The sequence below is a fragment of the Cucumibacter marinus DSM 18995 genome (assembly GCF_000429865.1).
GTDB lineage: Bacteria > Pseudomonadota > Alphaproteobacteria > Rhizobiales > Devosiaceae > Cucumibacter > Cucumibacter marinus.
Map to the genome: position 1 here is coordinate 149528 of NZ_AUCR01000002.1, position 23385 is coordinate 172912.

General features: G+C 61.7%; 20 protein-coding genes and 1 other annotated feature. Of the genes, 6 read left to right on the forward strand and 14 right to left on the reverse strand.

From position 1 onward, the window contains the following. Positions 1–26: 26 nt before the first annotated feature. The 4 genes from G489_RS0103905 to G489_RS0103920 all read right to left on the reverse strand — a co-directional run bounded on the left by G489_RS0103905 (position 27) and on the right by G489_RS0103920 (position 4163). Positions 27–212, reverse strand: a complete 186-nt coding sequence (locus G489_RS0103905) for a DUF3008 family protein (RefSeq protein ID WP_029040417.1) — start codon at positions 210–212, stop codon at positions 27–29. 128 nt (positions 213–340) lie between these two features. Next, positions 341–1510: a peptidoglycan-binding domain-containing protein gene (locus tag G489_RS0103910; protein ID WP_029040418.1), complete on the reverse strand. Its 1170-nt coding sequence runs from the start codon at positions 1508–1510 to the stop codon at positions 341–343. Between the two features lie 64 nt (positions 1511–1574). After that, complete coding sequence (locus G489_RS0103915; protein WP_029040419.1) at positions 1575–2714, reverse strand: DUF1501 domain-containing protein; 1140 nt, start codon at positions 2712–2714, stop codon at positions 1575–1577. Next, positions 2715–4163 (reverse strand): DUF1800 family protein, encoded by a 1449-nt coding sequence (locus tag G489_RS0103920; protein ID WP_029040420.1) that lies wholly within the window; start codon positions 4161–4163, stop codon positions 2715–2717. A 154-nt stretch (positions 4164–4317) separates the two neighbouring features. Next, positions 4318–4373, forward strand: a sequence feature (sul1 is cis-regulatory element that is thought to sense ions involved in sulfur or methionine metabolism; They are found in Alphaproteobacteria). A gap of 67 nt (positions 4374–4440) precedes the next feature. Here G489_RS0103920 and G489_RS0103930 point away from each other — a divergent pair. Together G489_RS0103930 and G489_RS0103935 are read left to right on the forward strand one after the other, a co-directional pair. Continuing rightward, positions 4441–5922, forward strand: coding sequence for a SulP family inorganic anion transporter (locus tag G489_RS0103930; protein ID WP_029040422.1), 1482 nt, complete (start codon positions 4441–4443; stop codon positions 5920–5922). A gap of 55 nt (positions 5923–5977) precedes the next feature. Beyond that, positions 5978–6832 carry a universal stress protein gene (locus tag G489_RS0103935; RefSeq protein WP_029040423.1) on the forward strand — a complete coding sequence of 285 codons (855 nt, stop codon included), beginning with the start codon at positions 5978–5980 and terminating at the stop codon, positions 6830–6832. Positions 6833–6973: 141 nt separating this feature from the next. Here G489_RS0103935 and G489_RS0103940 read toward each other — a convergent pair whose 3' ends face one another. Further along, positions 6974–7183: a cold-shock protein gene (locus tag G489_RS0103940; RefSeq protein WP_029040424.1), complete on the reverse strand. Its 210-nt coding sequence runs from the start codon at positions 7181–7183 to the stop codon at positions 6974–6976. 305 nt (positions 7184–7488) lie between these two features. On the opposite strand from G489_RS0103940, the gene G489_RS0103945 reads away from it, so the two are divergent. Continuing rightward, positions 7489–7839: a hypothetical protein gene (locus G489_RS0103945; protein WP_029040425.1), complete on the forward strand. Its 351-nt coding sequence runs from the start codon at positions 7489–7491 to the stop codon at positions 7837–7839. A gap of 48 nt (positions 7840–7887) precedes the next feature. Here G489_RS0103945 and G489_RS0103950 read toward each other — a convergent pair whose 3' ends face one another. The 7 genes from G489_RS0103950 to G489_RS0103980 form a co-directional block, all read right to left on the reverse strand. Next, positions 7888–8472 carry an alpha-ketoglutarate-dependent dioxygenase AlkB gene (locus G489_RS0103950; RefSeq protein ID WP_245578806.1) on the reverse strand — a complete coding sequence of 195 codons (585 nt, stop codon included), beginning with the start codon at positions 8470–8472 and terminating at the stop codon, positions 7888–7890. Between the two features lie 129 nt (positions 8473–8601). Then, positions 8602–9048 carry a hypothetical protein gene (locus G489_RS0103955; protein ID WP_029040427.1) on the reverse strand — a complete coding sequence of 149 codons (447 nt, stop codon included), beginning with the start codon at positions 9046–9048 and terminating at the stop codon, positions 8602–8604. Positions 9049–9116: 68 nt separating this feature from the next. After that, positions 9117–10916, reverse strand: a complete 1800-nt coding sequence (locus tag G489_RS19005; RefSeq protein WP_081691390.1) for an ABC transporter ATP-binding protein — start codon at positions 10914–10916, stop codon at positions 9117–9119. After that, entirely contained in the window at positions 10913–11794 is an 882-nt protein-coding gene (locus tag G489_RS0103965; protein ID WP_035871453.1) for an ABC transporter permease, read from the reverse strand. Before G489_RS0103965 ends, G489_RS19005 begins: the two co-directional genes overlap by 4 nt. A gap of 33 nt (positions 11795–11827) precedes the next feature. Beyond that, positions 11828–12799, reverse strand: a complete 972-nt coding sequence (locus G489_RS0103970; protein ID WP_081691391.1) for an ABC transporter permease — start codon at positions 12797–12799, stop codon at positions 11828–11830. A 29-nt stretch (positions 12800–12828) separates the two neighbouring features. After that, positions 12829–14328 carry an ABC transporter substrate-binding protein gene (locus G489_RS19010; protein ID WP_051332290.1) on the reverse strand — a complete coding sequence of 500 codons (1500 nt, stop codon included), beginning with the start codon at positions 14326–14328 and terminating at the stop codon, positions 12829–12831. Positions 14329–14563: 235 nt separating this feature from the next. Next, on the reverse strand, positions 14564–15541 hold the full coding sequence (locus G489_RS0103980; RefSeq protein WP_035871454.1) for a helix-turn-helix domain-containing protein: 978 nt from the start codon (positions 15539–15541) through the stop codon (positions 14564–14566). 343 nt (positions 15542–15884) lie between these two features. Here G489_RS0103980 and G489_RS0103985 point away from each other — a divergent pair, with 343 nt between their 5' ends. Further along, positions 15885–17753: a cation:proton antiporter domain-containing protein gene (locus G489_RS0103985; protein WP_029040431.1), complete on the forward strand. Its 1869-nt coding sequence runs from the start codon at positions 15885–15887 to the stop codon at positions 17751–17753. Between the two features lie 18 nt (positions 17754–17771). Here G489_RS0103985 and rhaI read toward each other — a convergent pair whose 3' ends face one another. Next, positions 17772–19055 (reverse strand): L-rhamnose catabolism isomerase, encoded by a 1284-nt coding sequence (gene rhaI / locus G489_RS0103990; RefSeq protein ID WP_407059820.1) that lies wholly within the window; start codon positions 19053–19055, stop codon positions 17772–17774. 33 nt (positions 19056–19088) lie between these two features. Next, complete coding sequence (locus G489_RS0103995; protein ID WP_029040433.1) at positions 19089–21188, reverse strand: bifunctional rhamnulose-1-phosphate aldolase/short-chain dehydrogenase; 2100 nt, start codon at positions 21186–21188, stop codon at positions 19089–19091. 186 nt (positions 21189–21374) lie between these two features. Here G489_RS0103995 and G489_RS0104000 point away from each other — a divergent pair, with 186 nt between their 5' ends. Together G489_RS0104000 and rhaS are read left to right on the forward strand one after the other, a co-directional pair. Continuing rightward, positions 21375–22184: a DeoR/GlpR family DNA-binding transcription regulator gene (locus G489_RS0104000; RefSeq protein ID WP_029040434.1), complete on the forward strand. Its 810-nt coding sequence runs from the start codon at positions 21375–21377 to the stop codon at positions 22182–22184. Positions 22185–22238: 54 nt separating this feature from the next. Further along, positions 22239–23231, forward strand: coding sequence for a rhamnose ABC transporter substrate-binding protein (rhaS, locus tag G489_RS0104005; RefSeq protein WP_029040435.1), 993 nt, complete (start codon positions 22239–22241; stop codon positions 23229–23231). Positions 23232–23385: the final 154 nt, after the last annotated feature.

The following is a 23385-nucleotide window of genomic DNA, read 5'->3' on the forward strand; positions in this document are numbered from 1 at the left end:
CCTTTCGTCAGCGATCTGGCCTGCCACTACCCGTTGACGTGAGCTGGTTTGTCATGCCGGTCCGAGGAAGCCAGCTCTTCGAGTTCTTTTTCGGTCATGGATTCGTACATGCTTTTCGAGGCGCCTTCGAGGTCACGCCTGTCGAGCTGACCACGCTTCGCCGCGAGGGCAGCGCCCGCGGCCTGCTGCTGAGCTTTCGATTTGGCAGGCATCGATCCACTCCTCTGTTTGCGTTGCGTGTGTGATCGCAACGCGCGTGGAGAGGCGAGAGTTCCCGGGGGCCAGGATACGCCCGTTGTGCAAAATGGTGGAGCCCGGCCGCGGGATCCGCCCGGAGGCGTCAGCCACCCCGGGCGAAGGCGTAGAGTTCGCGCACCCGTTCGGAAGCCGGGCCGCGGCCGGCCCTTGCCAGAATTGCCTCGAGATTATCGATTACCGCTTGCCAAGCGATGCGATCAGTCTTGCCCATCTTGGCCAGGAGGCACTCATTGCGTTCGGACTGGTTGCCGACATGCAGCTTCAATTGCTGTCCGTCGCCCTGCACGTTCGCGGCGACTTCGCCGCACTCGAGATAGTCTGCCTCCCGGCTTTCGGGTTGCTGTAACGCATCACGCTGAAAGACCAGCCGGAACAGCATCAGGTTACCGGTTTCGTCGGCTGATCCGTTGTAGTCGGTGAAGATGATCACATCTGGATAGATGCGGAAATCGTCCCCGATCCTGGTGCCCCCGAGTTTCAGCCGGTAGGCCACGAAATTCTGTTCACGATGCACCTCGGCAAGTGATGCGGTTGCAAATCGGAACTCTGGCGGCGCTTCTTTGCGGCACGAAATGCGCAGGCTGCCCTCAGACCAGCTATTGGCGTTGAAATAGGTGTGGCCATTAGCCACCGGGCCGTCGGTTTTGTCGAAATGGGCCGGTAGCGTGACATAGATCGGGGGTTCGAATACCTCGCCGTCCGGAATATAGCGCTCATAATAGATCATGCGGCCAACCACCTGGCCGTCACTGCGGATCGCGAGATTGGACTGCTCGATGAGATCGTCCGGGCCCGAGAAGCCGCCCACCCGCCACCGGGTTCGAACGAAGCGGACGCGGCCTTCCTCGATCACGAGGTCGCCGTTGGCCATCACATTGACGGCCTCTGGCTCGCTGAACAGATGGCGCCGGATCTCGAAAGTGCAGCGATCGGCAGAATAGCCGGTCGCGACATCGATGCCGGAGAAGTCATAATCTGTTGGACTGTTGCCGCTCCCGGCGCCGTCGGCAAGCTCGATTGGATAGAACCGATAGGCGAGCCGCTCCCTGATATCGTCGGCTTCGGCACCCGAAAACAGAGCGCAGATCTCATCCGTGTTGTTGCGGCCAGTACCGCCTTCCACCGTGCGGTCGAGCTGGTCGAACGCGTTCTCCAGCGCTGTCTCGGTCTTGCCGCCCCAAAGGCCGTCCACGGGGCCAGGATCGAAAGCGGTCTCGGCCAGGAAGGCCTGGACGCAGCGCGTGTCGGCCATCGCGCTTGTTGAACCCAAAAAGGTGCCAGCGAACAGTGCGAATGCGGCCAGTGCCGCTCTCGGGTCAGGCATTGAAGACATAGGGCGTCACCCGGGCCAGATCGGGTTCGAGGAAAACCTTTTCAGCGATCACGTCGTGGGGCAGACCGAGCGCAGTCTCGATGCAGGCGGCGCAGACGGATCGGTAGTCCAGCGTGGCCATGAGGTCCCGGCCTTCGAACTGATCCTTCTCGCCCAGGCCCGGCCAATTGGAGACGATGCCGGCGCGGTCCACCAGCCCGCCTGCAACAAGGCCGGCCGAACCATAGCCGTGATCGGTACCGGCGGACCCGTTTTCCCGGACCGTGCGGCCAAACTCGGTCAATGTGAAGATCACGGTGTCCTGCCAGGCATCGCCCAGTCCAATGCGGAAATTCTCTATCACCCGGTCGACAAGACCCAGCAATTCGGGATGCAGACCGGTATCATTGCCTTGATTGGCATGGGTATCGAACTCCGGGATGCGGATCATGGTGACCCGGGGCCCCTCCGGCGCGCTCATGGCACGGCCAGTTGCCAGGGCCAATCCTTCGGGATCGCGCACCCGAGGTAGGTTTTCGTCCGCCAGCGCCTTTTCGTAGAGCGTTCCGAAGGTTGCGGCCGAAAGCCCTTCATGGGATTGCGAAAGCAGGGAGAGCAGTTCTGTGTCGGGATTGACAGACCCCAGCAAGGACGCGGGGTAGAAGCTGTCGAGCTCCACAGCGCCGCGCACCAGAAGTGGTGTGTCGAGGGTCAGCGAGCGGCCGGCGATACCTGCTTCGTCCATTGCCCGGCCCAGCCAGCCGGTGGGGGAGGCGGCGCCATTGATCATGCCGCTCTGGGCGATGCGTTGCCCCTCGAAATGTGAGCGCCGGATGTAGGGAAAATTGGTGGCGTGGAAGATCGCAGCCTGATTGCTCGCCAGCAGCTTGCCGAAGCCCGAAAGGTTCTGGTGCAAGGCGAAGAAAGGGTTGAGATCGAGCGGCTTCGAGGCAACCAGATCCGATCGCATGCGCTCAAGCTGCGGGTCACCCACCGGTGGCACGGCGGCCAGGCCGTCGAGCCCGCCTTCAAGGAAGAGGACGGCAATCCGCCCTTTCGGCAATTCGGAGGTGTAACCGTGGACCGGAAATCCGGTCAGAACGGCAGAGGCGCCTGCAGCCTTAAGGAATGTTCGCCTTTGCATTCAGACCTCCATGAATTCCTTCGAGCACAGGCAGAGCACGAACCGATCCCGGGGTGTGTTGCCAGTGGCGATCATGTCCCGTGTCTTGGCCGACAGGCCCAGGGCGTCGGCGATCTCGGCCGCGGAAAGGCGCGGATTGCCGAAACGGTAGATCAAGTCGGCAAATCGGATCCGGCGGTCGAAGTGTTCAGTCGAGATCCAGGCCTCACTGCGGTCGGAATATCCGTCGGGCTGGCGTACCGACCAGAAGTCGAAGCCGAGTTCCTCGAATACCCGTTCGGGCCTGCGCTGTACCACTTCTTCCATGGGATTGAGCTGTTCGTAGCCATAGAAGAAGTCGGCGCCGCTTATCCGCATGGCCTGGAACAGCCAGATGATCGGCCAGACGAACTTGCCGGCCGCGGCGGGCTCCAGCGTTCGTTCGGCCACGGCCCTGTGAACCGTGGGAAGGTGTCCGTCCGAAGCGGTCCAGGCTTCCCGGACGGCAGCAACATCGTCTTCGGTGGCAGCTTCACCGATGAAATGCAGAACCAGCTTGCGGGAAAGAAAGTCGGCGGTTGAAGCATCGATCGAAAGATCGTCGACAAGTCGGCGCAACGCGGCCGGACCTTCGGGATAATCACGCCCGAGCACCGTCTTGCCGCCAGGTTGGGCGCGCTGTTTGAAAAAGGCGGACTGCCACCAGTCGTCCGGTGTGAAAGGCGGTCGGTCATTCGGGTGTGGCGGATAACCCCAGCCGGAGAGGATGTTGGCTGCGTTGCGGATGTCGTCTTCGGTGTAGCCGCGCGAAGGGGACACTGTGTGCAGTTCCATCAGTTCGCGGCCGAGATTGTCATTCGGGCCTGCCTGACAGCCATCGCGCCTGCAGATGCGTGCGACCTGGGAGTTCTCGCCGACATTGTAGACATTATCGAGATAGATCCCCATGGCGGGATGGGTGACCACCCCATAGACCATGTCGGCGAATGACCCGTCGAGAGCGCCGCCAATGGCGGTGTCGACATAATGGCCGATGAACTCGATGTTCTCGTCGCCCTTGCGACCGACGGTGAAATGATTGGCCCAGAACCAGGTCAACCGCTGGCGAAACTGGTCTTCTCCATACAGGCCTCTGTGCGCGAGCCGATGGATGTCCTGAGCATGGACCGTATAGTCGTTCCAGGCATCTGCGCGAATTCGGGCCAGTGTTGCGGAATCGAGCTGTTTGGCTTCTGCGTCGAGAATGGTCCGCACGCGTGTCTTGTGGCGATCCATCCGGTCAGAAAGGGAATAGGTCAGCGCCTCGGGCCATTCGCCGATCTCGGTGTTACGACCGTCAAAACGGGCGTAACCGGGGGCGGTGAATTCGCCCACCAGTTGTGCGTCGACCCAATCTGACTCGGCCAGATCAGTGCCGGCGGACGGCCTGAAGCCCAGCCCCAGCCGCCTTGCTGCCCTCGATGTAGACATTTCGCGTCCTCGAAATGTGGATAACCAGTACAGAAAATAACGGATGGTGAGTCAAGGCGAGCGCTTGCAGGTCGCCTCAAGGTCCCTGGCGAATAGCTGCCATGCCGTTTCAGGCGGTTGCCCTTGGGCACAAATGTCTGCATAAGGCCCGCGAACTGGACCCGGGCCATGCCCGGGTGGCTACTCCGGGCGCCTATCCCCCGGCCATCCTCATCACGCCGACTGCTGCGCGTTTTCGCGAGGTCAGTCGTTTGTTGCTCCAACACCAGACGGATTCATGAACTTTTCCACGCTCCGGCGGGAGTGGCTCGGGAATGTCCGCAGCGATGTGCTGGCAGGTCTCGTAGTCGCGCTTGCACTCATCCCCGAAGCCATTGCCTTTTCGATCATTGCCGGTGTCGATCCCAAGGTCGGCCTTTATGCGTCTTTTTCCATCGCCGTTCTCACCGCCATCTTCGGCGGCCGGCCCGGTATGATCTCGGCGGCAACCGCCGCGACCGCCGTCTTGATGGTAACGCTCGTGAAGGATCACGGACTGCAATATCTGCTCGCGGCGACGGTGTTGGCCGGGCTGCTGCAGATCGGCATGGGGCTTTTGAAGCTCGGGGAGTTGATGCGGTTCGTCTCGCGCTCGGTGATCACCGGCTTCGTCAATGCCCTGGCGATCCTGATCTTTCTCGCGCAATTGCCCGAACTGATCGGGGTCACCTGGCTGACCTATGTGATGGTCGCCGGCGGGCTGGCCATCATCTATCTGTTCCCGATGCTCACCAGGGCGGTGCCGTCGCCCCTCGTCTGCATCATCATCCTGACGGTGCTCGCTGTCTCGCTCGGGCTCGATGTGCGCACGGTCGGGGATATGGGCGCGTTGCCGGACACGCTTCCGGTGTTCCTGATACCCGATATTCCGTTCAACCTCGATACCTTGATGATCATCCTGCCTTATTCGGCCGCAGTAGCCGTGGTTGGCCTGCTCGAAAGCCTGATGACGTCGCAGATCGTTGACGAACTCACCGATACGCGGGGGGACAAGAACCGCGAATGTGTCGGCCAGGGCATCGCCAACACGGCAACCGGCTTTATCGGTGGCATGGCGGGCTGCGCCATGATCGGTCAGTCGATCATCAATGTGAAATCGGGTGGCCGCGGGCGGCTTTCGACTTTCCTCGCGGGCGCGTTCCTGTTGTTCATGATCCTGGTGCTGGGCGATCTCGTCAGCGCCATCCCGATGCCGGCGCTGGTGGCGATCATGATCATGGTGTCGATCGGCACTTTCTCGTGGAGCTCGCTCAAGAATTTGCGCACGCATCCGCGCAGCTCCTCCATCGTGATGGTGGCGACAGTGGTGACCGTCGTCTACACCCACAACCTCGCCATCGGCGTGCTGGTCGGTGTCTTGTTGTCGGGGCTGTTCTTTGCCTGGAAGATCTCGCAGATTTTCCGTGTAACCTCTGAACTGTCCGAGGGTGGCTATAAGCGCACTTATCGGATCGAGGGGCAGGTTTTCTTCGCTTCGGCACCGTTCTTCGCGGATGCCTTCGACTTCAAGGAAGCGCTCGAAGAAGTCGTCATCGATGTTTCCCGCGCGCATATCTGGGACATTTCCAGCGTTCAGGCGCTCGACATGGCGGTCTTACGGTTCCGGCGCGAAGGGGCGGACGTCTCGATCATCGGGATGAACGAGGCCAGCGAGACCATCGTCGACCGGCTCGCCATTCACGACAAGCCCGGCGCGCTTGAAAAGCTGATGGGCCACTGAGTTTGGAATTTGCGGCGGGTGGTGTGAAAACCGTGCGCCAATCGGGGAGAAACCCATGACCAAGATTCTCGCGCTGCTGGACGGTTCTGTCTATGCGCAAAGCGTGTGCGATTATGCCGGTTGGGCCGCTAGCCGGATCAAGGCCGATGTCGAATTGTTGCATCTTCTGGGCCGGCGGGGCACGCCCGGCGCGCTTGACGATCTCAGCGGCAATATCGGGCTTGGTGCTCGCACGGCACTGCTCGAAGAACTGGCCGAGCTCGATGCGCAGCGCGCCAAGCTGGCGCTCAAGCGCGGTCGTGCCATTCTCGAGGATGCGGAAAAGCGTCTCAAAACAGCTGGCGTGACCGGGGTTTCATCAAAGCTGCGCAATATGGATCTCGTCGAGGCCGTCAATGAACTCGAGGAAGACGCCGAGCTCGTTGTCATCGGCAAGCGCGGCGAGGCCGCTGATTTCGCCAAGCTGCATCTGGGTTCCAATCTCGAGCGCGTGCTGCGCAGTTCGCGGCGGCCGGTGCTGGTGGCATCCCGCGCGTTCCGCCCGGTGGAAAACGTGCTGATCGCGTTTGATGGCGGGCGCAGCGCGATGAAGGCGGTCGATCACATCGCCCGCGATCCGCTGTTCCAGGGGTTGTCCTGCAGCCTGGTCATGGCCGGGAGCGAGAATTCGGAACATCGGCGCAAGATGGCGGATGCGGAAGCCGTGCTGAAGGCCGGGGGCATCGAGGTCCATGGTGAGTTCATACCCGGCAATCCCGAGACCGTTATCCATGACAAGGTCGCGGCCGATGGTATCGACCTCCTGGTCATGGGCGCCTATGGGCATTCGCGTATTCGCAGTTTCATCATCGGCAGCACGACAAGCGAAATGATCCGCTCGGTGACGATACCGGTGATGCTTTTCAGATAGCGGGAGGTGCCGCGATGCGCTCGACACTCAGGGGTGGAGCGCTGTGCAGTGGCCGGGGTTGAACCCTGGCAGGGCGGGCAAAGGGTCTGCCCGGTCCCGAGACGAAAAAGGGCCGCCCCGAGGGACGGCCCTTGATCGGTATTAGTCGTTCAGCTGCAGGTTCGTTGCCGAAACCTTGCCGTCGCGGCCGTTTTCCAGCTCGTAGGAGAGCTTCTGGCCCTCTGCGAGGCCGGAAAGGCCGGCGTTTTCGACTGCAGAAATATGAACGAAAGCGTCCTTGCTGCCATCATCGGGAGTGATGAAACCAAAGCCCTTGGTGGCATTGAAGAATTTTACGGTGCCGTTAGTCATGGCTTTTACCTTTGGATATGCCCGGTGCCTGAGGCGAACGAGCGGATTACCCATCCGCAACATGCGTATGGGCTGAAACGTTCGCAAAATCAGGGGGAAGCCAATCAAACCGGCAGATCAGTAAGACATTGCCGGCAGGTCAGTTAGCCATTGATGGCTGAAAACGTAGCCCCGCCTTGTCTCACGCAACGGTGTTCAAATCAAGGCGCTTCGCAAACCATGCAAGAAAAGGGGCCAGTGTGTGCTAGGGTGAGGCACCTGCACGCGATCATGCGTGCCTGTCCTCCTATGATTGGACGTACTTCATGAAACTCCCCGAATGGACGACGCCCGCGCTGGTTGGCGCGGTGGCTGGTGCTGGCGCTTTGGCGATTATCGGCTTCAGCTGGGCCGGCTGGATGACTGGCGGGTCTGCAGCCGAAATGTCGGGCAAACAGTCGGTATCCGCAGTTGCGATGGCGCTGACGCCTTATTGCATCGCGGCTTCCAAGGCCGACCCCAAATCCGTGGCCGTCCTCGCGGAACTCGAGGCCGCCAGCTCCTATCAGCGCCGCGGTATCGTGGAAAAGGCCGGCTGGGCTACCCCGCTCGGCGCCGACAAGCCCGACCGGGCCCTTGCCGATGCCTGCCAGACGGCGCTGGGCGCAGGCAGCTAAGACTCAATCCGTGCCGGGGGCCGCATGGTCCCCGGGCGGTCGGTCAAACTATCCCCTTACCACCGTTCGGAAGGTCAACGAGATGCGCCTCTCGCGAGGGCATCGCGCTCCGTCAATCATGTCGGATTTCCGGGCGGCAATACCGTGTCTCCAGCCATAGCGGGCAATGCCCCTGAGGATCAGCAGACTGTTCGGGTACAGAGCTGCGCTCAGGCGGCGAGGTCCGGCGAGCTCGGTGAATTCCATAACGCTGGATGAGCCGAGGCTCAGTGACGCGATGGTGTCGCCGAAACACGGTTCGCAATCGACATGCGCTGCGATGCCTTGTCCGGGCAGGTATTCGTTGACGATCACCTGGTCCGGCCGGTCGGCAAAAAGCCCGTTCGAGGCGAGGCGGGCTGCCAAATCCGCAAGCCATTCAGGCAGCGCTCCCAGATAAGAACCTTCGGCGATCTTTCGGGCGCGGTAGTCGTAGCGATAGCCATAATGCTGCACCCTGCGCCTGAGGTCTTCTTGCCAGGGGCGGCTGTCGATCTTGGCCAGCAGCTGGACCGCGTCAGTGTCCGTGACGAAGTCATCAATCAACTCGGCGTCAGGGGGCAGCATGGCAGTTCCGGCAAGCTTCCACTGCATCGGAACACCTCATCAAGGTTTCGGCAATAACCCATTCACGCCCCCCAAAACAAACGGACCGGCTGTTGCCAGCCGGCCCGCAGACGTTCCGCAGTCATTGGTCTGCAGAGCGTGAGGACTGTTGGGCGATCAGGTTCTGGCCTTGTAAGTCGAGGCCAGGGACAGCGCCGAGAAGGTGAAGGGGCGCCAGACCTTGATCAAACCGAGCGGGCAATGCTTCACCCCGGCGGGGATATAGATCGAGCCCGAGGTGGTGATGTGGCGGCGTTCGCCTTCGATATCGATATAGATTTCGGCGCCCAGATCCTTGGGGTTTTGGGGGTCGCTGCCGGTCCAGGTCAGCACTTCGTCATAGTCATGCACATGCTCGGAGACCCAGAGCAGCGGCTCGTCGAGCTCGGTGATCCAGATATGGGTCATGTGGATCTGGGACTGGGGCTGGATCATGCGCCCGACTAGCTCGAAACCGCCGGTGTTGGGGGGATCCTGCAGATCTGCCAACTTGCCTTCCGCGGAAAAGTCCGCGTCGGTCAAGGGCATGTCGTCGTTCAGCAATCCGTCAAAATGGCTCGCCATGATGTTCTCCTCTTCATTACGCAAGCGAAATTGTTAGGTGCGGACCGGCAGTGCGGCCCGCGCCGGGGTCAGTGCACAGCCAGGGCCGCCGTCTCGGTCTCGTCGTCTCCGGTGGGAAGCTGGAGCGTGTTGGCGAGCAAGGACTGTGTGTAGGGGTGTTGGGGGGCGTTGAGCACGGCCTGCATTTCGCCTTGCTCGACGATGCGGCCCTCGTTGAGGACGATCACCGTGTCGGCGATGTTGCGCACCACGGCGAGGTCGTGGGTGACGAACATCATGCCCAGGCCATCTTCGAGCAGCGAGCGCAGCAGTTCGATCACCGAGGCCTGCACCGACACATCGAGCGAAGAGGTAACCTCGTCGCACAGCAGGACCGCCGGGTTCGAGACAAGCGCGCGGGCGATGGCGACACGCTGGCGCTGGCCGCCCGAGAGTTCGGCCGGGTAGCGGTCGGTCAGATCGGCGGGAATGCTGACCCGGTCGAGCGCCTCGTTGATCACGTCGATGGCCCGGCCTTCGCGCTTGGCGGCGCTCCCATCGAGCGCGGCGATCAGGCTCTGGCCAATGGTCCGGCGCGGATTGAGCGAGGCGTTGGGGTTCTGGAAGATGTATTGCAGGCGCTCGCGCGCGATCTGATCCCGCCCGGCGACTGACAGGGGCAGGGGGCTTCCGGCGAGGGTCAGTTCACCGGTCAGGTTTTCGTGCAAGCCGATCAGGCAGCGTGAAAGCGTTGATTTGCCCGAACCGCTTTCGCCCACCACCGCAAGGCAGCGGCCCGGTTCGACGGTCAAATTGACGTCGAACAGCACCTGCTTGTCGCCATAGGCGGCATTGATATGGGTGGCGGTAAGGGCGGGTTCGACCGCCTCGGCCGCGCGGCGGTGATCGATGTGGCGCGAGACGGCGCCGAGCGTGTGGGCGAGTTCTGGCCGCACACAACGCACCAGTGCGGTGCCGGCCTGACGCAGGGGCGGACGCACCGAGCAGGCCGCGATCGCATAATCGCAGCGGTCCGAGAAGATGCAGCCCTCAGGCCATTCGCCGACATTGGGGACGCGGCCCCGGATCGGCAGCAGCGCCTGCCGGTCATTGACCGAAGGCACAGCGTCAAGCAGGGCACGGGTATAGGGGTGACGCGGGGTGGCCAGCACCTCTTGCATCTCACCTTGTTCGACCACCTGGCCGCCATACATCACCGTCACATGGTCGGCGACACTGGCGATCACCGCGAGGTCGTGGCTGACATAGATCGCGGTCAGATTGTCCGCGATGCAGAGCTGCTTGATGAGGTCGAGCACCTTGGCGCGTGTCGACACGTCGAGCCCGGTAGTCGGTTCGTCGAGGATGATCACCTTGGGTTCGGCGATCACCGCCATGGCGATGGCGATGCGCTGCTGCTGACCACCCGAGAGCTGGCGTGGCCGGCGGCGCAGGAACGCATCGTCGTCGGGCAGGCCGACTTTTTTCAGGATCCTTTTGGCGCGTGCGGTTTTCTCTGCAGAACTGCCTTCAAGCCCTTCGGTCAGAAGCGTGTCGAGGCGCAGCGTGGGGTTAAGCGCCGCGCCGGGGTCCTGCGCGACATAGGCAACGAGGTTGCGGCGTGCACTGCGCAATTGCTTCGGGGTGAGCGAGAGCATTTCGGTGCCGTCAATGTTGACCGCGCCGCCGCCGATGCGCACACCGCGGCGGGCATGTCCCATCAAGGCCAGGGCCAGGGTCGATTTGCCGGAGCCGGATTCCCCGACGATGCCCATGACTTCGCCCTGTCTGAGGGTGAGCGACACATCGGCGATGATCGGCGCGCCGTCGAGACGTTCGACGGTTACAGCGTCCGCCGTGAGGATGGCGGGATCGACCGAATTCGTCATGCCTCGCCCTCCGTGCGGGCGATGATCCGCGCCGAGCCCTCGGCAATCAGAGCCCCGCCGATGGTGTAGAGAACGATCATCAGGATCGGGGCCAGAACCGCATAGGGCTGTATGCCGAGGCCATTGCCGTTTTCAGCGACCATCAGTCCCCAGTCAGCGGCGGGTGGCTGGATGCCGTAGCCGATGAAGCTCATGGACGACAGGATGGCGACCGACCAGCTGAGCCTCAGCCCGAGTTCGACCAACAGGGGCGAAGAGACGTTGGGCAGCAATTCGCGGGTGATGATGACGCGACCGGGTGTGCCGACGGTCTTGGCCCACAATACATATTCCTGGCGCAGCAAGGGCAGGGCTGCCCCACGGATGACGCGCGCGACGCCGGGCATCAGCGTGAGAACGACCAGCGTTACCAGCAAGGGCGGGGCGGGCCCGAAAATCGAGACGCAGAGAAGTGTCAAAAGGATGCCGGGGAACGCCAGCAGCACATCCATGCAACGCATCAGGATGAGGTCGGTCCAGCCGCCGTAATAGGCGGCGATGAGCGCGATGGCGGCGCCCAGCGACACGGCGATCAGTGCCGAGGCGGGGGCCATCCAGGCAAGATAGATGCCACCGGACATGACGCGCGAGAGCACATCGCGGCCGAGATTGTCGGTGCCGAGCCAGGCCTCGGGCGAGGGGGGCGCATAGGGCCGGCCCACAGGGGCGGCCATGTCATGGGGCGCCAGGAACGGGGCGATGATGACCAGGATCGTGATGCCGACCAGCATGGTCACACCAAGGCGGACCTGGGCCGAGCTCCAGAGCCGCCACAGGCCGGTCGCGCGGGCTTTGCGGGGCCGGGGCAATTCGAGGCTGGCGTCAGTGGTTGTCGTCACGCGCTTTGTCTCCTTTGCTGGATGGGCGCGCCATCACTTTCGCGCAAGCGCGTCGGCGATGAGATTGAAGAAGAAATAGGCGGAGGCGATCACCAGCACATAGGCCTGGATCGCGGGCAGGTCGCGGTTGGTGACCGCATCGACCAGCGCGCTGCCGACGCCCGGATAAGCGAACAGGTACTCGACCACGACCACGCCGCCGATGGTGAAGGCTGCCACAAGGCTCGCCGCCGGGATGATCGGCGCGATGGCGTTGGGCAGGGCGTGCAGGAACAGGATGCGCGCCGGGGACAGGCCCTTGAGGACCGCGGTCTGGATGTATTCCGTGGTCATCACGTCGATCACTGCCACGCGGACCAGGCGCGACAGATACATGACGCCGGGGATAATGATGGTGGTCGCTGGCAGGATCAGCGCCGAAGGGTAGGAAATCGGCGAGTCTCCCGGCGGGATGAACGAGACTGCGGGCAGCCAGTGCACCACGGTTGTCGCGAATATGGCGACCAGAATGGTGCCGGTGACGAATTCGGGCACCGCATTGAAAATCATCGAGGTGATGAGGAAGATCCGGTCGACCAGCCCGTCGCGGTATTGCGCGGCGACAACGCCGACCACCAGCGCGGTGGGCAGCATCACGGCGAGCGCGACGGCGCTCAGGGTGGCGGAGTTGCGCAGGCCGATGACCAGGCTTTCGGAGACCGGGCGGCCACTGGCGAGGGATGTGCCCCAATCGCCATGGAGAATGCCGCCCAGCCAGTTGATGTATTGGGTCCAAAGGGGCTGGTTGAGGCCGAGCTGGACCCGCAATTGCTCCACCTGATCTGGAAGCGCATGCGGACCCAGGATCATGTTGGCGACGTCCCCGCGCAGGGAACGCGCTGCCAGAAAAATCAGCAGCGAGACCGCCAGCAGGGTCAACAGGCCCTGCAATACCTTGCTCAGCACCGGCATGAGCCGGCTCATGAGCGGATAACCACGGTCTTCGGTGACGTCGCCAACTGCCATTGGATCAGCCCTCTTGTTGCCTCAAGCGCTTACTTGTTGAGCGTCACGCCGCCATATTCGACGGGCGTACGGCCATGCAGGTCAGGCTTCAGACCCACGACAGTGTCCCTGTGAACGGTGATGTTCGAGGGGAAAGCCGGCACGATATGCCCACCGCGCTCGTTCTCGATGGCCTGCATCTGGGCGACGAGTTCGCACTGCTTGTCGAGATCGCCTTCCACCTGAAGCTTGGCGGCCAGTTCGTTGTACTCGGCATCGTCGAAATGGGTGGCGTTTTCACCCTGGCCCGGCAGAAGCGCAGCGGTTGCCGCGATTTCGTAGGGCCCGGCGGTGAAGCTGACCAGGAACGGCCATTCGCGCCAGCGATTGAGGAAGCTGGCGACGTCGAGCTTGCGCACTGTAACGGTAATGCCTGCCTGCGAGGCTTGCTGGGCGTAAAGCTGGGCCATTTCCATCATGCCGGCGAAGGCGCCGTCGGTAACCAGCTCGAAGCTGAGATCGCTCTGCCCGGCTTCGGCCAGCAGTGCCTTGGCGCGTTCGATGTCCTGGGTGCGCTGCGGGATATCGGGTGCCGCGCAGCCGGTATTGTTGCCCAGGAAGTCGTTACCCACCGTGGCGTAGCCGCCAAAGGCATTGTTGACGATCTGCTCACGGTCGACCACGAGCTTGAGCGCCTCGTTAACCCGGGGATCGCTGAAGGGCTCGGTATCGACCCGGAAGGCCAACATCGGGTAGGACGTGTTGCCGCTTATCACGGTCTTGAGGCGGGGGTCGGCGGTGAGTGCCGGCACATCGGTGTACGGCACGGAGTAGGCCACGTCGATCTGGCCACCTCGCAGGGCGTTGGTCACGGCCTGCTGGTCGCGGAAGCCGATGATCCGGAGCTTTTCAAAGCCCGGCTTGTCGCCCCAATAGTCGTCGAACCGGGTCAGGCGCGCTTCCTGGCCGGGGGTGAAGGAATCGAGAGTGAACGGACCGGTGCCAACCACCTCACCGTCTTCGCCCAATGCCCGCATCATCAGGCTGTCTTCGGCGAATGCGTTGGCGAACAGGCCGAACGGACGGTTGAGGGTGAATTCGACGGTCAGATCGTCCACCTTGCGGATGCCTTCGGGATCGACGAAATCGATCTGGCTGCGCAGGATGAAGTTGTTTTCCGGATCCATCATGTATTTGACGCTGGCGATGACGTCGTCAGCGGTGAACGGCTTGCCGTCATGGCGCATCACATTGGGCCTGAGATGGACGGTCCAGACATCCAGGGTCTCGTTGGGGACCATGGATTCGGCGAGTTCCATGACGACGGCGCCATCCGGCGCATAGGCGCTCAGATTGTCATAGAGCTGGCTGTATAGGGATTCGGCCGATGCCGAGGTCGTGGGCGAATAGGGTTGCACCACGTCCTTGGAGTTGCCGATGACGCCGAGCACCAGTTCGGCCTGTGCCAGGGCGGCCAGGCCGGAGCCCAACAGCGCCGTCGAGGCCATCAGGCCTACAGCAACGGCGCGTCTCAGTTTTGCAGAGATCATGTCCTTGATTCCTCCTCCGTTTCGGCAGTTTCCGCCTGCGCGGGCACACAACTCGATCCCGCACAGAGGACTGCTTGAGCGTGAGACAACACCGCTCTTCGATTACTGTCTTGGAGAGAAACGAATCCGGTTGTTCAGGCGGTCGGGGATAGCGGCCCGACACTGACCGATCGATGCGAAACGGCCCCGAAACCGGGGCCGTCAATGCGTATCGGAAAATCAACAGATGTCGGGATCAGCGTGGGCAGACCGGCGCGCGCAGGAGATCCGAAGGCGTGCAGCCAAACAGGTCCTTGAAGCACCTGTTGAAATAGGACACGTCGTTGAATCCCACAGAATAGGCAATATCGGCAATGGTCTGGGCGCCCCGCTCGACCCCGATCCGCTCGATCTGGGTACGCGCGTATTGCAGCCGCTTGTCCCGGATATAGGTGGTGCAGGTCATGCCCCTGCGCTGAAAATCGAGCTGCAGCACGCGCATCGATACGCCGATCATCCCGGCCAGCCATTTCGCCGTCAGATAGGAATTGGTGAGGTGCTGATCGATCAGCACGTCGGCCATCTGCAGGCGCTCGGCAACGGTGTCGCTGCCCATATCGAAGCCCGTGGCGGGGTCGATGCCGCTCAGGAACGCCTGGCGGGTGGCGTTGAAGGTGAGCTGCCGCAGCCGGGCCGCCTGATCGCCTTCATCGGTTTCTTCGAGGACCTGGGCAACCAGCGCGCGCAGCATGGTCGCCATCGGATTATAGGCATCGAGCTTGCGGGCGACGTTGAAGCTGTCCTTGCCGGTCAGCATCAGTGCCTGCTGGGGCAGGTTTACCGAGATGTGGTTCGAGTACTTTCCGCGGAAATAGAAAGTGGTGGGTTTGGTGGATTCGATGAGGATGCAGTCGCCCATATTGAGCGTCGAATGGGCGCCAGCGTGTTCCACCCCGCACGATCCCTCGAGCTGGACGATCAGAAAAAGCTGTTCGCTTGCGTCGCGCCGCACATCGTTCCAGTCCCGGTCGATCTGGTCGAGATCGTTCGAGATCTGGGAGAATTCCATGCCGCAGGCGTTTATCCGTCGCGCCTCGCCACGAATCTTTGCCGCGGTGTCCATGCTGCTCGGACGAAAACTGCCACAGGTGAAATGCAGATCATCGACCCATCGGCCAAACGGCGTCAGAATCCGATCCTTGTGGAGCAACTCCACAGAACTCAACAGATCCAAGGATCTCCTACCCCTCCTCAAAGGACCGGTTTGCCCGATCACTTACCATGTAAAGTATCAGATGGGTGAAACCACAACAAGCGCCTGGTCCCCCGGAAAGCCGGGCCATCGCGGCCCACTTTGTGGGAGCCGCCGGCGTTCGTGCCGTCTCGAAATGCCACCTCCATAATAAGTATATACAAAAGAATCGGCGGCGCTAGTGATGCCTTCAATTTTCATGGTGTGCACACGTGGCAGCAGCCTGCCGATTGGTTTTTGGGAGCGGCCAACTGAACCTCCCCAATCCCGATCATTTTGCTAAGGTGGAGAGGCGGCGGATTTGCCGCGACGTTGGGGGACCATAATGACAGCCGAGTTCATGCTTATTGCCTTCATCCTGTTCGCGGCCGGGGTGATCGCAGTCCCGATTGCGACCAAGCTCGGGCTCGGCTCGGTGCTGGGCTATCTGATTGCAGGCATCGCGATCAGTCCGCTGTTGAGCGTTCTCGGTGTCGATGTCGTCTCGATCCAGCATTTCGCCGAATTCGGCGTTGTCATGATGCTGTTTCTTGTCGGGCTGGAGCTCGAACCCCGCGCCCTGTGGGCCATGCGCATGCGGCTGATGGGGCTTGGCGGCCTTCAACTCGGGCTCACGACCGTGCTGGCGATGGGCATCGCTTTCGCGCTCGGCCAGCCCTGGACAGTCGCTCTGGCCATCGGGTTGATCCTGTCGCTGTCCTCAACCGCGATTGTTCTGCAAACCTTCAACGAGAAGGGGCTGATGCGATCTGATGGCGGGCAGTCGGGCTTCTCGGTCCTGCTGTTCCAGGATATCGCCGTTATCCCGATGCTGGCGCTGATGCCGTTCCTGGCCATGCCCGAACTGGTCGAGGCGCTGCATCACACTGCCGGTGAAGCTGCCAGCCATGGCGAAGAGGCCGGCGCTGCATTGAGCCTGGTTGATGGACTGGAACCCTGGCAGGGCGCGCTGGTCACCATCGGCTCGATCGGGGTTGTGCTGGTTGGCGGGTCCTATCTGACTGCGCCGATCTTCCGTTTCGTTTCAAAGGCGCGGCTGCGCGAACTGTTCGTCACGACGGCGCTGATGATAGTCGTCGGCATTGCGTTGCTGATGACACTGGTCGGGCTGTCGCCCGCGCTCGGCACCTTCCTCGCCGGGGTGGTGATGGCCAATAGCGAATTCCGGCATGAGCTCGAAAGCGATATCGATCCGTTCCGGGGGATCTTTCTGGGTATCTTTTTCATCACCATCGGGGCGGCGATCAATTTCGCCCTGCTGTTCGACAATTTCCTGCTGATCGCGGCGATGACCATCGGGCTGGTGCTGCTCAAAGGTGGTGTGCTCTACCTGATCGGCACGATTTTCCGATTGCCGGGGGCCGACCGGTGGCTGTTTGCATTGGGGCTGGCTCAGGCCGGCGAATTCGGCTTCGTGCTGCTGTCCTTCACGGTTGCGCATGGCATTCTGCCGACAGCGGTTTCCGACCAACTCTTGTTGGTCGTCGCGCTTTCCATGCTCCTGACCCCGGGACTGTTCATCTTCTATGACCGTGTCATCGCCCCGAAATATTCACAGGACCAGCAGCGCGAAGCCGACGAGATCGACAGCAATGGCTCGGTGATCATCGCCGGACACGGCCGTGTCGGGGGTATCGTCAATCGCGTCCTTCGGGCCGCGGGGTATGAGACGACAGTGGTCGATTACAGCACCGAGCAACTCACCATGCTGCGGCGCTACGGGCTCAAGGTGTTTTTTGGTGATGCGACGCGGCCCGACCTGCTCGAGGCGGCCGGTGTCGCCAAAGCCAAGGTCATTGTCATCGCCATCGACGACAAGCAGGCGATTACCGAACTGACCCGCCATCTCGCCAAGACCTATCCCGATTTGCATATCATTGCGCGCGCTATCGACCGCCATCATGTCTATGATCTGTGGTCTGTGGGGTGCCGCGATATCATCCGCGAGACCTATGACAGTTCGTTGCGCATGAGCCGTTCGGTGCTGGAGGCGCTTTCATATTCGCGCGAAACCGCGGAAGCGATGATCGAGGAGTTCAACCGGGTCGACCGAGAGGCCATGGTCGAACTGGCGGGTCTCTACGACATCAATATCCCGATGGCGCAGAACCACGCCTACACCAAGCGCGTCCGCGAACTGATGGAAGAACGCGAATTACAGATGTCCGCAACCATGCGGGATCTGGGCGAATAGGCGATCCGGTCCGAGACCTCAGACGATGCCGCCGCCTGCGCCGGTGACCGCCGGGCGCTCGGCCGCGACCTTGCGGCGATAGCCCGATGCCCTGAAGGCCGCAACAGGGTCGGTGGCTGCGCCCTTGTCGAGCCTGGCCCTGGCGAGAATCGGTGTCACATCGGTGCGGAAGGCGCGCTTGAGCGTTTCGGTTGCCATTAGTGCATCATTGGCCTGCTGCGCCTCGGCCAATGCTGCCCGGTCTACCAGAAGAGCCTGGGCATAGGCGCGCTGCACTTCCATCGCGCTTTGCATCAGGCTTTCGATGGGGTCGGTCACGTTGTGTGACTGGTCGAGCATATGCGCGGGGTCGAAATCCTTCACGCCGCGCTGTTCGGCGTCGACCAATTCGTTGAACACCAGGAATAGCCGGTAGGGATCGATTGCCGCGGTATCGAGATCGTCATCGCCATATTTGCTGTCGTTGAAGTGAAAACCGCCCAGTTTTCCGAATTGGATGAGGCGAGAGACGATCATCTCGATATTCACATTCGGCGCGTGATGGCCGAGATCGACAAGGCAATAAGCCTGATCGCCCAGCTCGGTCGCGATCATGTAGTTGGTGCCCCAATCCTGCACGACAGTCGAATAGAAGGCCGGCTCATACATCTTGTGTTCGGAGAACAGCCGCCAGTCTGAGGGCAGGGCGGCATAGATTGCCTTCATCGAGGTAAGATAGCGCTCGAACTGGCCGGCGAAATTGCTCTGGCCGGGAAAGTTCGAGCCGTCCCCGATCCACACCGTCAGCGCCTTGGAACCGAGTTCCTTGCCGATCTCGATGCATTCGAGATTGTGCTCGATCGCCTGCTGCCTTGTCGCCGCGTCGGTGTGGGTAAGGGAGCCGAACTTGTAGGAATGAGCCTGTCCGGGCTGATCCTGGAACGTGTTCGAGTTCATGGCGTCAAAGCCAAGGCCGAGCGCTTCGCCGCGGCTGCGCAATTCGCCGATATCGTCGACCTTGTCCCAGGGTATATGCAGCGAGACGGTTGGTGTGGCGCCGGTCAATTGATGGATGACCGCGCAATCCTCGAGCTTGTCGAAGATGTGCCTCGGTTCGCCTTCTCCGGGGAAACGCGCAAACCGCGTGCCGCCGGTGCCCACTCCCCAGGACGGGATGGCCACACCATAGGCAGCAACCTTTGCGGTGATCTCGTCGATATCGAGACCGCGCCGGGCGAGCTGATCGCCCAGCGCGTTGTAGTCTGCCGCAAGGCCCTGGGTCGTCTTCTCATTCCCGGCCGCGATGACGCCGGGGTCGATCATTGTTTCGGTCATGGTGTCCTCCCCTGCCGCGCTTTAGCGGGTGAAGCTCTGGGCGTTGCCGGCATCGACATTGACGATATTGCCAGTCGATTTTGCGGAGGCCTCCGAGGCGAAGAAATAGATGGCTTCGGCAATATCCTCGGGAAACACCGACCGCTTGAGCATCGAGCGCTGACGATAATGCTCTTCAAGCTCGTCGGTCGACATCTTGTAGGCGGCGGCGCGCTGTTCTTTCCACTCCCCGGTCCAGATCTTCGATCCGCGCAACACCGCGTCGGGGTTCACCACATTGACCCGGATCTGTTCGCCCGCGCCTTCGAGTGCCAGGCAGCGCGCCAAATGGATTTCCGCGGCCTTGGCGGTGCAATAGGCGGCAGCGTTGGGCGAGGCGGCGAGGCCGTTCTTCGAGGCGACGAAGACGACATTGCCACCAATGTTCTGGGTGCGGAACAGCTTGAACGCTTCACGGCTGACCAGGAAATAGCCGGTCGAAAGGATATCCATGTTCTTGTTCCACAAGGCGAGAGAGGTCTCCTCGATGGGCGAGGAGGAGGCCAGCCCGGCATTGGATACGAGAATATCGAGCCCGCCATATTCGGCGGCCGCATCGGCAAAGCCGGCGATAACCCGGGATTCATCAGTCACATCGATGGCGGCGGTGCGCACGACATCGGCGCCAAATGCCGAAGCCAGTTCTTCATGCGCAGCAGCAAGGGCGGTTTCGTCGATATCCGCCAGCACGACGCAGGCGCCTTCGCGCAGCAGCCGCGCCGCGGTGGCCTTGCCGATGCCCCCGGCGCCGCCGGTGACCAGACCCACGCGACCGGCCAAGGATTTCGGCTTCGGCATGCGTTGCAGCTTGGCCTCTTCGAGCAGCCAGTACTCGATATCGAAGGCCTCCTGTTCGGAAAGGCCCCGATAAGTCGAAACGCTGGAGGCCCCGCGCATCACATTGATGGCGTTGACATAGAATTCGCCGGAGATCCGGGCGGTCGCCTTGTCTTTGGCAAAGGTGATCATGCCAACCCCGGGCACGAGATAGACCACTGCATTGGGGTCGCGCATGGCGGGGCTGTTGTCGTGCCTGCAGCGCTCGTAATAGGCGGCGTAGTCGGCGCGATAGGCCTCGATCGCCTCGGGCAGCGCATTGGTCACCGACTCGATATCGGGATTGGCCGGGTCGAGATCGATCACCAGCGGCCGGATCTTGGTGCGCAGGAAGTGATCGGGACAGGAGGTGCCGAGCGCAGCCAGCGGGCGCAACTCCTTCGATGAGACAAAGGTCAGAACCGCATCGCTGTCGTCGAAATGACCGACCTTGTGGCTGTGTTCAGAGATCAGGCCACGAATGACCGGCATCAGAGCAGCGGCGATTTCGCGGCGTGTGCCGGCGGGCAGGGGGGTGATCGCCTCGCCGCCAAAGGCCGGCTTGTCGCCTGATTTCGCCTCGAGCCATTCAATCGCGGTGTTGATGGTCTCAAGCGTCGTCTCGTAGCACTGTTTCGGGGTGTCGCCCCAGGTGAAGAGACCGTGGCTTTCGAGCACGACACCCTTGGCTTCGGGGTTTTCGAGGCAGAACTTCTCGAGCCAAAGGCCGAGCTCATAGCCCGGCCGTTGCCAAGGCAGCCACCCGATATCGTCGCCGAAGACTTCCCGGGTCAGCGCCCTGGAATCGGTCGATGCGGCGATGGCGATCAGCGCGTCAGGATGCATGTGATCGACAAAGGGTCTGGGTACATAGGCATGCAGCGGCGTGTCGATCGAGGCGGCGCGGGGGTTCAGGTTGAACGTGCAGTGGGGAAGGTAACCCACCATCTCGTCTTCATGCTCGGGGCCGCGATAGAGATCCTTCAGCGCCCTCAGCTTGTCCATATACAGCGTTGAAAACCCGTCGAGCTTGATGGTGCCGACATCGCCGCCTGAGCCCTTTACCCAGAGCACTTCCACCTCTTCGCCGGTCAGCGGGTCCTTCTCGATAGTCTTGGAAGAGGTATTGCCGCCGCCGTAATTTGTAACGCGTTTGTCGGCGCCCAGAAGGTTGGAGCGATAGACCAGCCGCTCGGCCTCGGACATCGCGGCGGCTTTCTCATCCTCCCACCGGTTCTCGATGCGCGTTGACTTGGATGCGGACATAGGGTCCCCCTCCTATTCGGGTGTTCGGGTTTGACCGGAAATGCCCATGAAAAAATGTCATTGTCAATCACAAACGATCATGTTCGCGCTCAATGATTGCAATATGATCGAAATATGAAGATTGATGATTGACAATGATTGGTTTTGGTGGAAATGAGTCCCAGTTGACGAGGGAGGAAAAGTCTCGTGCACGAAAATGAACGCCACAGGATCATTCTAGCGACGGTGCAGGCCCGGCCTGTTGCCAGCGTGGCTGATCTTGTGGAGATCACAGGCGCTTCGGAAGCGACGATCCGGCGCGACATCGCCTCCCTTCACATGCAGGGCAAGCTCAAGCGCATTCGCGGCGGGGCCGAAGCGGTCAATCCGCCCGAGCAGTCGGCGCTGATCGGGCGCCCCTTTGCTGTGAACGAAACCATGAATCTGGCCGCCAAGCGGGCCATCGCCCGGGTCGCCGCCGAAATGTGCAAGGATGGCGAGCAGATCATCATCAATGGCGGCACCACCACCTATCAGATGGTGCCGCATTTGGTTTCAATGCGGTTGTCGGTGTTCACCAACTCGTTCCCGATCGCCGAATACCTGCTGCACAATTCGCGCAACAATGTCGTCATTCCCGGCGGCACGGTCTATCGCGAGCAGAACGTCATCCTGTCGCCGTTCGGCGGCGTGGTGGCCAGCCATTTCTATGCGCGCAAGATGTTCATCGGCTGCCAGGGGCTCGGGCCCGTGGGGCTGATGGAAGCCGACCCGCTGATCGTTCAGTCCGAACTGGGCCTGATCGACCAGGCAGATGAGCTGATCTGCTTGGCGGACAGCTCGAAGCTCAGGGCGCGCACCAGTCTCATTCTTTGCCCGCTCAAGCGGGTGCACACCGTCATCACCGACGCCGGCATTCGCGATGAGGACCGCCGAATGCTCGAGGATGCCGAGGTGAAACTGATCGTCGTCGACGCCAAGGCGCAGACGAAATCCGATTCCGCATCCGTGGCCTGACAAAAGGCGGCGGCAAGCGGGGTAGTTACCGTAATGCTCAAGGGAGGAAGTCAAATGAGCATCTTGAAGAACCTGGTGGGTGCTGCTGCGCTCTCCGCTGTCGCTTTGTCCGCAGGTGGCGCTGTCGCGCAGGAACGTATCGCACTGGTGGTGAAATCGCTGGGCAACGGCTTTTTCGACGCCGCTGCCGATGGAGCCCAGAAGGCTGCCGAAGAAATCGGTGGCGTCGAAGTGATCTATACCGGCCCGACATCGGCCACCGCCGAGGGCCAGATCGACATCGTCAATTCGCTGATCGCGCAGAATGTCGATGCCATCGCGATCTCGGCCAACGATCCGGACGCTCTTGTGCCGGTTCTCGAAAAGGCCATGGATCGCGGCATCAAGGTGATTTCGTGGGATTCGGGTGTTGCCGAGGAAGGGCGGATGCTGCACCTCAACCCGTCTGACACCGCGCTGATCGGCGAAACCATCATCAAGCTGGCGGCGGATTATCTTCCGGACGGCGGTGATGTGGCCATTCTGTCGGCGTCCTCGACCGCAACCAACCAGAACGCCTGGATCGAAGCGGCCAAGGAAGTGATGCCGGAGAAGTTCCCGAACATCAATCTGGTGTCGGTGGTCTATGGCGACGATGACTCGGTCAAGTCGACCAACGAAGCCCGTGGCCTCATCCAGTCCTATCCCGATCTCGATGCGATCATCGCCCCGACCACGGTCGGTGTCGTGGCCGCCGCGCAGGTCGTGACGGATATGGACCTGATCGGCCAGGTCAACGTGACCGGTCTGGCGCTGCCTTCCGAGTTCAAGCAGTTCATCGACAATGGTGCCTCGCAGGCCGTGGCCCTTTGGAACCCGATCGATCTCGGCTACTCGGCTGTCTATCTGGCTCACCAGCTGGTTGAAGGCGCCACTGCGGAGCCGGGTGCGACCCTGTCGATCGGCGACGTCGGCGAAATCACGCTCGACGACACCAATTCGGCGGCCATGGCTGCGCCGTTCACCTTCGATGCGTCCAATATCGAAGAGTTCTCGAAGATCTACTGATCTTCGCTCCCGCCGGCGGCGCACCCCCTCCGCGCCGCCGGAACCCTTGCGGTTTGAACGGACCCGCTGTTTGAGGCGGGCTTTGTCCGCCGCTTGCCACACTCCCGCACACGGCGCAGACTTCGAGTACCGCGCACCTTTTCCAGAAAGGGGC